Annotated in this window: 13 protein-coding genes; 6 read left to right on the top strand and 7 right to left on the bottom strand. The window is 30.1% G+C overall.

From position 1 onward, the window contains the following. Window positions 1–157 precede the first annotated feature (157 nt). Genes ACI48Q_RS03630 through ACI48Q_RS03615 form a run of 4 tightly spaced genes read right to left on the bottom strand, consistent with a single transcriptional unit; the run spans window position 158 to window position 3,689 of the window. On the bottom strand, window positions 158–1,183 hold the full coding sequence (locus ACI48Q_RS03630) for a DmpA family aminopeptidase (RefSeq protein WP_474917682.1): 1,026 nt from the start codon (window positions 1,181–1,183) through the stop codon (window positions 158–160). A 49-nt stretch (window positions 1,184–1,232) separates the two neighbouring features. Next, entirely contained in the window at window positions 1,233–2,249 is a 1,017-nt protein-coding gene (locus tag ACI48Q_RS03625; protein ID WP_474917681.1) for a homoserine dehydrogenase, read from the bottom strand. Between the two features lie 14 nt (window positions 2,250–2,263). Continuing rightward, a complete protein-coding gene (locus ACI48Q_RS03620) occupies window positions 2,264–2,773 on the bottom strand; it encodes a GNAT family N-acetyltransferase (RefSeq protein WP_474917680.1) in 510 nt (169 codons plus the stop codon). A 1-nt stretch (window position 2,774) separates the two neighbouring features. Next, window positions 2,775–3,689, bottom strand: coding sequence for a GNAT family N-acetyltransferase (locus ACI48Q_RS03615; protein WP_474917679.1), 915 nt, complete (start codon window positions 3,687–3,689; stop codon window positions 2,775–2,777). 300 nt (window positions 3,690–3,989) lie between these two features. Between ACI48Q_RS03615 and ACI48Q_RS03610 the strand changes: the two genes are divergently transcribed. The 6 genes from ACI48Q_RS03610 (at window position 3,990) to ACI48Q_RS03585 (ending at window position 10,025) form a co-directional block, all read left to right on the top strand. Continuing rightward, on the top strand, window positions 3,990–4,280 hold the full coding sequence (locus tag ACI48Q_RS03610) for an autorepressor SdpR family transcription factor (RefSeq protein WP_474917678.1): 291 nt from the start codon (window positions 3,990–3,992) through the stop codon (window positions 4,278–4,280). Then, entirely contained in the window at window positions 4,273–4,875 is a 603-nt protein-coding gene (locus tag ACI48Q_RS03605) for an SdpI family protein (protein WP_474917677.1), read from the top strand. Before ACI48Q_RS03610 ends, ACI48Q_RS03605 begins: the two co-directional genes overlap by 8 nt. 140 nt (window positions 4,876–5,015) lie before the next feature. Then, entirely contained in the window at window positions 5,016–5,729 is a 714-nt protein-coding gene (locus ACI48Q_RS03600; protein WP_474917676.1) for an ABC transporter ATP-binding protein, read from the top strand. Further along, window positions 5,722–7,323: an ABC transporter permease gene (locus tag ACI48Q_RS03595; protein ID WP_474917675.1), complete on the top strand. Its 1,602-nt coding sequence runs from the start codon at window positions 5,722–5,724 to the stop codon at window positions 7,321–7,323. The genes ACI48Q_RS03600 and ACI48Q_RS03595 overlap by 8 nt, the downstream gene beginning before the upstream one ends. Before the next feature lie 110 nt (window positions 7,324–7,433). After that, window positions 7,434–8,738, top strand: coding sequence for an alkaline phosphatase family protein (locus tag ACI48Q_RS03590; RefSeq protein WP_474917674.1), 1,305 nt, complete (start codon window positions 7,434–7,436; stop codon window positions 8,736–8,738). A 9-nt stretch (window positions 8,739–8,747) separates the two neighbouring features. Further along, window positions 8,748–10,025, top strand: coding sequence for an MFS transporter (locus ACI48Q_RS03585; RefSeq protein ID WP_474917673.1), 1,278 nt, complete (start codon window positions 8,748–8,750; stop codon window positions 10,023–10,025). Between the two features lie 30 nt (window positions 10,026–10,055). On the opposite strand, the gene ACI48Q_RS03580 is transcribed toward ACI48Q_RS03585, so the two are convergent. From ACI48Q_RS03580 to ACI48Q_RS03570, 3 genes are all read right to left on the bottom strand, one after another. Then, the gene (locus tag ACI48Q_RS03580; protein ID WP_474917672.1) at window positions 10,056–10,337 is read right to left on the bottom strand and encodes a 2TM domain-containing protein; all 282 of its coding nucleotides are present in this window, start codon (window positions 10,335–10,337) and stop codon (window positions 10,056–10,058) included. Window positions 10,338–10,373: 36 nt separating this feature from the next. After that, window positions 10,374–11,660 carry a Gfo/Idh/MocA family protein gene (locus ACI48Q_RS03575; RefSeq protein WP_474917671.1) on the bottom strand — a complete coding sequence of 429 codons (1,287 nt, stop codon included), beginning with the start codon at window positions 11,658–11,660 and terminating at the stop codon, window positions 10,374–10,376. Between the two features lie 238 nt (window positions 11,661–11,898). After that, entirely contained in the window at window positions 11,899–12,243 is a 345-nt protein-coding gene (locus ACI48Q_RS03570) for an arsenate reductase family protein (RefSeq protein WP_474917670.1), read from the bottom strand. Window positions 12,244–12,306 lie beyond the last annotated feature (63 nt).

The following is a 12,306-nucleotide window of genomic DNA, read 5'->3' as shown; positions in this document are numbered from 1 at the left end:
ATATCTATCATCTCCTATTGTAGATAATTTACCATTTATCAGATTACCTGTCAATAATTTTTCACTTATTATTTAGTAATAATTAATTGCAAATTGTAGGAAACTCTTAAGAATTTTTAAGTAAGAAATAGAAATCCCCAAGAATTCTTTATATTAATTATATCCCATTAAAATTAAACTTCTTACTCATATGACCGTCTCTTCCTATGAAATCTTCTTCATGAATCATAGATTTAAGTATGGACTCCTCTGTAGCCTCTACAGTAGCTTTAAATACTCTATCTATTAGATTTTCATTTATAACCTTAATATCTACAGTTCCTCTCTCTTCATAATGGTTAACTCTGTTAGCAGTGCTAAAGGCTATCACTATATCTCCACTTCCATTCCCTAGGAAAGAACCTAATCTTCCTAAGGCTACTCCCGCTCTTTTTGCTACTCTTTTTAATTGACGGTTACATAATGGAGCATCAGTGGCAAGAATTATTATTATAGAACCTTGCTCTAATTCATCCTCATAAGAATCATTCAAATACTCTCTAGTTGTTTCATAATTTAAAATAAAATGCTGTTTTAAACCAAAATTAGATAATACTAAAGCTCCAATAGTATACTCCTCTTCTCCTAAATTAAATATTCTAGAAGATGATCCTATACCTCCTTTATAGTCAAAACAACTCATACCTGTTCCCGCACCAACGGCTCCTTGTTCAAACTCTTCACTGGCCTCTTCTAAAGCTTTTAACACATGCTCTTCCTCTACATGAGTCCCTCTTATATGATTTAAATATCCATCATTACATTCGCATACTATAGGATTTATAGTTCCTGTGGTTGTCCCTATATCTTCATTATCCTTCAACATATATTGAACTAGATAATGGCTTACCTTTCCAACATTTAAAGTATTAGTTAATAATATGGGCGTTTCTATCGTTCCCAATTCCTCAAGTTGAACTGTTCCAATGGTTTTCCCAAAGCCATTAATCACCTGTACCGCACCATAGACCTTTTCTTTGAACATGTTTCCGCTATGAGGAAGTATGGCAGTAACACCCGTATTTATCCCTTCTTCCTTTATAGTAGCGTGTCCAACTTTTACTCCTTTTACATCGGTAATAAGATTTCTCTTACCACTCTGCAAGGTTCCTATCTTTATCCCATATTTTTTTAAATCCTTCATACCTTGTTCCCCCTGACTTTATCAATTAATTATAATGTTCTATTTTAAGTTAAATAAATTTATATCCTTTATGTATATTTATGATATCTCTTACTATAGCTGCCGCTGCATTTCTAGGTGAGGATGCTCCTCCCATTACTGTTATATCTCCTAATGTGTCTGTTTTAAAATAAACCCCTTTATTTTTTCCTTCTACAGTATATAGTGGGTGTCCTTTATCTACTTCTTTTGGGGCTACACTAGCTTCAAATTTATCATCACTAATTTTCTCAACCTTTCCCAAAAGCTTTAACTTTTTACCTTTATCCTTTGCCTTCATTAAATCCTTAAAGGTTAATTCTTCAATTCCCTCTATACTTATGCTCTCTAAAGTTAAGTTGCTACCCATAAGTACATTTCCTAATATAATTATTTTTATAGCAGTATCAATGCCTTTTACATCTATCTGAGGATTTCTTTCTGCTATTTCTAATTCTTGTGCTTTTTTTAAGGCCTTGCTATAATCCAGACCTTCTTCTTCCATGGTCTTTAATATAAAATTAGTAGTACCATTTAATACTCCTTCTATGGAAGAAATATTGGCACCTGCACAATCAAATAGTCCTGCATTTATTGAAGGCAAGGCTCCTCCAGTAGTACATCCAATACCAAGTTGCACTCTATGGCTCTCTGCTAGCACCTTTAGCTCTCTATAATTAAATAAAATTGGCCCCTTATTACCTGTTACTACATGAATTCCTGCCTTAATGCACTCTTTTATATGAGTAATTCCTGGCTCTCCATCTATAATATTAGTAGAAGTTAGCTCTACCAATAAGTCTACATCTTTATTACGAATAATATGACCATAGTTCAAGCCGATACTCCAATCATTATGCACTTCTATAGAATTTACATTTAATCCATCAGTAACTATCCCCTTATTACTATATATTCCACCCTTGCTATTTATTATATATTTAATATTTAGGTCTAATCCTAATGTTAAAAATTCTCCCTTCTTTTCCTTTATCAATTGAACTAAAGCCTTGCCTACAGCTCCAAAACCAATTATGGCTATATCCAATACTTCCATCTCCCTTAAGATTCATTATTTTTAATTAAAAATTCATAGCATTTAAAAACTCCTTCTATATCACTTAAAGGAACTTCTCCAATTGGCTTAAAGCCCATACTCTCATATAATCTTTGAGCTCTTATATTTTTTTCTTCTGTATCTAATTTAACCAACCTAAAATTATTTTTTCTAGCCCAATCTAATATTTCTCCTAGAAATCTTTTTCCATATCCTTGACCTTCATAGTTGGGTGAAACCATAAATCTATGTATAACTATAAACCTTTCATCCTCCTGCCATAATAAATTCTTATAGCTTATATCTTCCTCTGAATTTAATACAACTACTCCAACCAATTCTTTATCATTCTCTATTATGTAAGCTTCTCTCTTCAAAATATCCTTTTCAAAGATCTCTCTTTTAGGATATTTTTCCGTCCAGTTTAAGCCTTTTCCTCTTCCCTCTTTAACTACACACTTAAGCATCACTTCTATATTATCTAAATCTTTTAATACAGCTTGTCTAAAAATCATATTACCCTCCAATTATTTCTTTCTCATACCAAGTTGAAAATATTTTTTTCTCCTTAAATCCTACAGTTTTATATAAATTATAGGCTATGTTGTTTGATGTCATAACCAATAAACCTATTTCTTCAACCTTAGGTTTCAATATCTGAATAACCTTAGCTACTATATTTTTGCCATATCCCTTCCCTCTATACTCCTTTATAAGGGCAATATTATCTATCCAACCTAACTCTCCTTCAATAGTAAGCATATACATGCCGATTGGAGTATTGTTTGCTTCTATAATCCCTATTAGTTCCTCATGATTAACATACATGCTAATGAAGGTTTCTACCTCTTCAATACTGAGACTAGCAGAATTAGGAGTGCCCATAAATCCTTTATTATGCATATGCATGAATAACTCTTTACTTTTTTCCCTAAGTGGATGTAATGTTACATGGTTATCTAAACATATCAACTCTTCTATGCTATCTATTGTCATTACTAGTGCTTCATCTACTTTATGAAAGTCATAGCCTAATATGAACTCTTCTATGAAATTCATTTTATCTCTTAACCCTACTCTTATTTTTTTCTTCTCATATCTATTGCATATGCCAAGAATATCTTTCATAAGTTCATCTAATCTATTTATTCCTATTCCACTTTTATAGAACTCTTTCTCTACATATACCTCTGATATAAATAAATACCCACTTACTTCTGCCTCCTTAGTAATAACCCCCATAGTTGCAACTATTCTATTTTCATGGCATAGAATCAAGAAATTATCACCTTTTGAAAAAACTTCTCCATTTAAAAATGACATAGTCTCTTCTAAATCTCTATTATAATTTTCATCCATTTTTCTTATAAATTCGTATACTCTATTTTTATCTTCATATATCAAACTACTAAAATTTACTATATTATCCACCATACACCTCCTATATTAACACTTCTTATAGTTATATTATACCAAAAATATATAAACTATCTTTAAAATAGCCATATTAATCATATTTTTATTTTTGGCTTTATTATAATAAACTCTTCATTTATCTTTACTTTTTATAAGTTCTATACTATTATATTAATATATTTAGCTAATTAGCTAAATATCTACTTTCAATGAATTAAAATTACTTGATATAATTCTAATACTTTTAATTAATCTTAAAAGTACATATTTTAATTCTTATAAAACTTTATCTTATACGAAAGATTACGTTTAAGGATGGTGATAGTTATAAATAAAGTATTTAAAGCTCTAAGTGATGGTACTAGGCGAGAAATTTTAACATTATTATCAAAAAAAGATATGAATGCCGGAGAAATTTCAGACTGCTTTAAGATATCTAAGCCTTCTATTTCTAAACATCTAGATATATTAAAGGATGCTGAACTTATTGTGGCAGAACGAAATGGACAATTTATTATATATTCAATAAATACTTCAGTACTTCAATCAGCTCTATGTGGTTTTCTAAATTTGATTAATTCTGAGGAGGATAAAAATAATGAATAAAAGAAAATTTGATTTTATACATGTTCTTATATTTTTTATATCTTTAATATATATAGCTCTAGCCATATTCCTGCCTGAAACTCCCATGATTGAAGGAATTGTACTAAGTACATTATTAATCTTCCTAATACTTTGGGATAAATACATACCTAGAATAACTAATACTTCTGAAGATAGTCCTAGATTGAAAACCTTAAAATTTATAAATAGGTTCATTATGTGTATACTAGTTATTGTAACTTTAGCCACAGTTTTAGCTCCAATAAATTCACCATTTTTTCAAAATACAAATGAAAAATTCATTGTAGGCTTTATTTCTATAATCATGATGGTACTTGGAAACAAAATGCCTCAAGTTAAAAGAAATTGGTACTTTGGATTAAGATTACCTTGGACATGTAGAGATGAAGATTCTTGGAGAGCTTCTCATAAGCTTCTTGGATATACAAGCTTTCCCTTTGCTATAGCTCAATTTACTTTATCTTTCTTTATTTCTGCTGAAAAGGCAATACTGTTTGGAATTTTGGGCTGGGTTGGGTTAAGTACTATTTATTCACTGTATGTTTATATAAAAAAACATAGTGCTTTTATTTAATAAATAGCTTGCTTCGTAATAGTATGTAGTTCTAAAATCAACAATCATTTAAAATAGATACAAAATTTAAAATATAATATTAAAAAACATTGAACTAAATATTCGCCATATGCGTTGTATTAATAAAGGGGGTAATTCCAATGTTAAAGATAGAAAATTTTTCAAAGTCCTATAGAAGTTCAAAAAAAGCTGTAGATAACATTTCCCTTACTGTTAATCCTGGAGAAATATATGGTTTTATAGGACATAATGGAGCTGGTAAAACTACTACCATCAAATCCATAGTTGGTATTTTAGAAATAAATAGCGGAGATATCTTTATTAATGGAATATCTGTAAAAAAGAATCCCATGAAATGCAAAGAAATCATAGCTTATATTCCTGATAATCCAGATTTATATGAATCCTTAACAGGTATTCAATATTTAAATTTTATTGGCGATATATTTAAAGTATCTAAAACTCAAAGAGAAGAAGTAATAAAAAAATATGCGGATGAATTTGAGCTTACAGATTCCTTAGGAGACTTAGTATCTTCTTATTCTCATGGTATGAAGCAAAAACTCACTGTAATCTCTGCACTAATTCATAATCCTAAACTACTAGTTCTAGATGAACCTTTTGTTGGATTAGACCCTAAGGCTGCTCATACCTTAAAGAAAATCATGAGGAAACTTTGTGATAATGGGGCTTCAATATTTTTCTCAACTCATGTATTAGAGGTGGCAGAAAAGCTTTGTGATAAAATTGCCATAATAAAAGGTGGAAAAATCGTAGCACAAGGCACAACAGAAGAAGTAATTGGAAATAGTTCCTTAGAAGATATCTTTTTGGAGTTGATTAAAAATGACTAATTTATTTTATTTATTAAAAGTTAATACAATAAACTATACAGGCATAAATAAATTTATGAAAGAAGAAAACAAGAGTGAGAAGCTTAAAAGTATTTTTATTGTTTTTACTATAGGCTTTGCTATGGTAATGTTGGCATTCAGTAGTTATATGCTTTCTTCACAGATGGCACCAACTCTAAACTCAATGGGTATGCTTAAGATTCTATTGATAAATTCTGTACTAAGCAGTACCTTAATATGCTTTTTCATGTCTATTTACAATGCTCAAGGAATTTTATTTTCTTCAAGAGACTACAATATATTAATGCCTTTGCCAATTAAATCAAGCACAATACTTACCAGCAAGGTATTATGGCTACTACTATTCAACTACTTTTTTGAACTATTTATATTTATACCTCAATGCTTAGTATATTTTAATAATACAGATACTTCACCTATATTTTTGCTGTATTTGATTATAGGATTTTTATTTATACCATTAATACCAGCAGTTATAGCTTCTATACTAGCTTTTATGTTGAGTTATTTTTCTTCTAAAATTAAGCATAGCAATTTGTTTATAACCTTATTTAGCTTTATATTGCTAATAGGTGTAATGATTGGCTCCTTTAAATTTAATGATGTGTTAAATAGCGTTATCTCAAATAGTGATTCTATTTTACATGGTATAAAGAAAATATATATTCCAGCTTATTATTTTAGTGAAGCTTTAGATACCTTAAACATTATTTCATTAATTAAATTTGTAGCTATATCTATAATTCCATTTATAATATTTCTTATAATTTTTAATAATAGTTTTAATTCCTTAGTTTCCAAGCTTGGAGAGAGCTATAAACGTTCTAATTATAAACTTGGAAAATTAAAATCTTCTTCTCCAGTAGTTGCACTATTAAAAAAAGAGTGTAAAAGATATTTTTCTTCTTATATATATGTACTTAATACATTGTTTGGAATGGTACTTATAGTTGCACTATCTATAGCCTCTTTATTTATAAGCCCATCTACTTTAGAAAGTACTCTCCAAATTCCACTTAGGGAAGATATACTTCCAATGATGGTGCTAGCATTATTATGCGGTTCAGTGTTTATGTCTTGTACAACCTCCTCCTCTATCTCTCTAGAGGGAAAAAATCTTTGGATTCTAAAATCTTCGCCCATAAGTGAGATAGATATTTTCAAGGGTAAAATAGGTGTAAATTTATTAATTACTATCCCAGCAATAATATTAAGCGCACTATTATTTACTATTAGCTTTAAGTTAAACCTAGTAAACTTGCTTTGGATGATTCTTTTGCCTAGCTTATGTGCTTTTCTAACCTCTATGACTGGATTAATAGTGAATCTATACCTTCCTAAATTAGAGTGGAATTCTGACACAGCGGTGGTAAAACAAAGTGCTAGTGTTTTAATTTCTATGTTATTTTCCTTTGGGTTTATAGCTATACCTATTGGTATATTTGTATACTTTGAAATTACTGCTATAAATTTATATTTTATTATTTTATCTATAATATTATTAATACTAATATTATCACTATGGATATTGTTAAAAAATATTGGAACTAAACTTTTTAAAAAATTAAGTTAAATTTTAGGAGCACTTGCTCCTTTTTTATTTTTATTTGCATATATACTATATTCTAAATTTGTATATAATGGTAAAATATATATACATATATTTAAAAAGAGGTAAATATTATGATACCAAAATATTTAATAGTTATATCTTTTGATGCAGTTTCCTCTGAGGATTTGACTATATTAAGTACACTTCCAAATTTTTCACAACTTATACATAATGGCGCTACCATAAAAAATGTTGAAAGTATTTATCCTACCCTAACCTATCCAGCTCATGCCACCATAGTTACCGGAAAATATCCCTGCAATCATGGTGTAGTAAACAACACTCTATTAAAACCTAAAGAAAAAACTCCTGATTGGTATTGGTATAGAAAATATATAGAAGGAGAAACTTTATTTGATTTAGCAGAAAAAAATGGTTTAAAAACCTGTTCCCTACTTTGGCCTGTCAGTGGAAGAAGTAAAATAACTTATAATATGCCTGAAATATGTTGTACCAAGCCTTGGCATAATCAAATTTTCATGTCTTCCTTAGCAGGTTCTATAAAATATCAATTAACTCTTAATAAAAAATTTGGACATCTTAGAAATGGTATAGCTGAACCTTATTTGGATAATTTTGTTACTGAGTGTGCAAAATATACCATACTAAATTTCAAGCCTAATTTAATGTTGATTCATTTAACTGATGTGGATACCCATAAGCATTATACTGGTATTCATAGCGTGGATACAAAAGAATCTCTTTTACGTCAAGACAGGAGATTAGGAGAAATAATTTCCTCATTAAAAATCTCAAACATATATGAGGAAAGCACTATTGTGGCCCTAGGTGACCATAGTTCCCTTGAAGGAAATAAACTCATAAGATTAAATTCTCTATTTTTAAAACATGGACTTATAAGTGTTAATTCTAGAGGCGCCATTAAAAATTACACCACTATTGCTAAAAGTTGTGATGGAAGTAGTTATATTTACCTAAAAGATAAAAATCATAGTGAAACAAAGGAAAAACTATTTAAAATTCTTAGAGATATTTCCTCTATGGATGAATGTCCTATTGAATTCATATTAAATTCACAAGAAGCTAAGGATGCTGGTGCAGATCCTAGCTGTAGCTTTATGTTAGAAGCTAAATTAGGATACTACTTTATAGATGAACATATAGGTGCTTTCATTGAAGAAGTTCAAGATGTTGAAGTTGGAGTAAAATCACATAGGACAAAGGCTACTCATGGATATTCTCCTAGGAAACCAAACTATACTACTTTTTTAATTGGAAGTGGTGTGGGTATAAAAAACAATACTTTAATTGAAAGTGGAAACATAATAAATCATGGACCTACCTTAGCTAAATTGTTAGGACTTTCTTTAAAAAACACCGATGGAGTAGTGGAAGAAAAAATATTAGATATATAGAGGTGTAATATGAAAGGATTGAGTAAAGAAGAAAAAAGTTGGGTACTGTATGACTGGGCAAATTCGGCTTATAGCATGACTATAAGTACTACCATACTCCCCATGTTTTTTAAGATGGTAGCTGAAAACGGCGGAATGGAACCTAGTACTTCCACAGCCCTTTGGGGATATACCATATCCATAGCTACCTTTATCGTAGCACTCCTAGCACCAATACTTGGAACCATAGCCGACTATAAAGGAAATAAGAAAAAATTTTTTAACTTTTTCTTCCTATTAGGTGTAGTATCAACTATAGCCTTAGTATTTGTTCCTGAAGATACTCCTATTTTACTACTTGTGGTATATACTATTACAGTAATTGGTTTCTCAGGTGGAAATATTTTTTATGATGCCTTTTTAGTAGACGTTACCTCGGAAGACAGAATGGACAAGGTTTCTTCCTTTGGCTTTGGATTCGGATATATAGGAAGTACTATACCTTTTATAGTATGTTTAGCCATTGTATTATTAACTCAGAAAAATATTCTACCTATAAGTATAGCCTTAGCTTGTAAAATAACTTTTATTATAACTGCATTATGGTGGGGATTATTCACCATGCCTCTACTAAAAAATGTTAATCAAAAATACTATATTGAGAAAGAACCCCATGTGGTAAAAAAATCTTTTAAGAACCTTGGAAAAACCTTTAAGGAGATTAAAAGACATAGGCCTATCTTCTTATTTCTTATAGCATTTTTCTTCTATATAGATGGAGTTCATACTATTATAGGCATGTCTACCTCCTATGGTACTGATTTAGGAATTTCTATGACTTCTCTATTAATAATTTTATTAGTTACTCAATTTGTAGCCTTCCCATTCACCATACTTTATGGAAGACTTGCTAATAAATATGGTGGAAAAAAACTTATTTTTGTTGGAATTATAACTTATACCTTAATTTGTTGTTATGCATATTTTATAGATAGTGCCTTTGATTTTTGGATTTTAGCTATGGCAGTAGGTTCCGCGCAGGGTGGAATTCAAGCTATATCTAGGTCCTATTTTGCAAAACTTGTACCTAAAGAAAAATCTTCTGAATTTTTTGGATTCTATAGTATATTTGGAAAGTTTGCAGCTATCCTTGGACCTTTTATAGTGGGTATAGTTACCCAACTTACTGGAAGAACAAGTAATGGAATCCTAGGAATAATTCCTTTATTTATAATAGGTTTTATAGCTTTAATGATGGTGCCTAACATAGATACCTGCAATAAAACACCAAAGAAGTTAGAGATTTAAAGAACTCAGCAGGTAAATCCTGCTGAGTTCTTATTTGTTCATTTTCTGTTTTAACTTTTCATATTCTCTATCTACTCTTTTATGACTAACTCCAAAGAATATGCTTATACCATGGGATACTAGCCCAATCCCCCATCCAAATATAACCCAAATCTGCCAGTCACCGCCTATAGTAAACCATAGCATAGCATTAACTAACACATAAACTGCTAAATGTACATAAAACTCACTTTTCTCTTTTGCATTTCTATATGCCATTGCATATATCTCATCATCAGACATCAGATCTACTCTTTTAAAATCATCACTCATAAATAAACAATTCCTCTCTATAAATATTTACTATAATTAATATCCATTCTTTAGAAATTCATTATATTTTATTGATTTTTTGCTCAATCTAGACTCTTCAGCCATTAATGCCATAGCATGGCTTGATAAAGATATTTTTCCAGTTGTAAATCTCTTATTCATTTTATCAGTTTTTATGAGTTCGAAGAAATCATTCATTATTCCATAATCTCCTCCACCATGTCCACTCTTAGGAGGCTCAACTTTAATCTTTTCCATAGTCCCATTCCTAAAATTATAAATCTCTATTTCATTAGTTTCTGTAGTAGCTCTTATTTCTCCATGAGTTCCCATAAATCTAGTGATTCTTGAAACTTTGTCCGTAAATGCAGTCATAGTAAATGCCACAGTAACTCCATTGTCAAAATTCATACTAATAACTTGATTATCTACCACATTGTTATCACAATGGTATACACATCTTCCATAAGGTCCATCCTCTAGGGCCTTTGTTATGCCCTCTATAGTTAAATCTTCTGTTATAGTACTAGCCGGCCACATCCTTGTAGAAGTAGTATTACTACTGCTGTTTTGAGCACCCTTGAAGTATATCTTTTTAACATCATAAGGACAAATATCTCTTATTTTACAAGCATCTAAACATCTTTCTGTAGATCCCTCTGGGGCATTTTCTGATTTAAAATGTCTTAGGCTTCCATAGGAACATAATTCTTCACATTCACCGTCAGCATACCAATACATTAAATCTAAATCATGACAACATTTAGCTAATATCATTGGAGCAGATTCCTCTCTATTTCTCCAATTCCCTCTAACAAAACTATGTGCTTGATGGAAGTAGCCTACATTTTCTATATGCTGTATTGTAACTAATTCTCCTATTATTTTACTATCTAAAAGTTCCTTAAGCTTCTTAAAAAACTCCGTATATCTAAGCACATGGCATACTACCAAGTGACGATTCTTTTCTTCAGCTTTATTTACCATATCCACACACTCTTTTAAAATTGGTGACATAGGTTTTTCTAAAAGCACATGATATCCAAGGTCTAATGCCTTCATAGTGGGTTCATAGTGCATTCTATCTTGAGTGCATATAATAGCTACATCTCCTATTTTATCTAATGCCAAGGTCTCATCCCAAGAGTCAAATACTCTATCTTGTGATAGATTAAACATATTCTTTATGTTTTCTCTTCTCTCTTTAATTGGCTCCGCTACTGCTACAATCTCTACTTGATCACTATGATTTTTTATGTAATTTGCATATATAGTTCCCCTATCTCCAGCCCCTAAAAGTATAGCTCTTATTTTCTCTGACATTCCCATTCCCCCTAAGTTAAATTTCACCCTTAAGTAATTATGTGAATTTTAAATCTATAATAATTATACAGCACTTTTAACTGTATATATACTTTTATGTAATATATTTCATAAAATATCTACTAGTGATTAAATATTTACAAAATATTTTTTAATTAGATTTTATGTCATTTCATTAAATTGAAGTTTTCATATTAAATTACTATATCACAATGCAATAAATTTATAATTTATATTTTTATTCCTGTTCCCAATCTTTCCACACCTCTGGCATATATCCTATAGTGGCTTTTTTTCCATTTCTGACTAAAGGTGTTTTTAAAACTTTTGAATTTTTCAGAGCTATTTCTTCTCTCATCTCAGAAGTTCTTATTTTATCAAGATTTAATTTAGTATATTCTTTGCTTTCCTTGTTTATCATGCCTTCTAAACTTACAGAGCTTTTTATACTCTGAAATTCCCCTTTACTAAGGGGCTTCTCATTTAAATCTATAAATTGGAACTTAACTCCTCTTTCCTTAAAATATCTTTCAGCTTTTTTAGTATCAAAGCATTTTTTCACTCCAAATATTTGAATATTCATGATTTCATCCCTCTTTTAATTATTTCTATAGTTAATATATTACTAGTATAACATACCTAGTAC

It is taken from the genome of Clostridium sp. LXY-7 (assembly GCF_056172015.1).
Note: the sequence above shows the minus strand (reverse complement) of the source record. Positions and strands in the feature narration are given on the sequence as shown.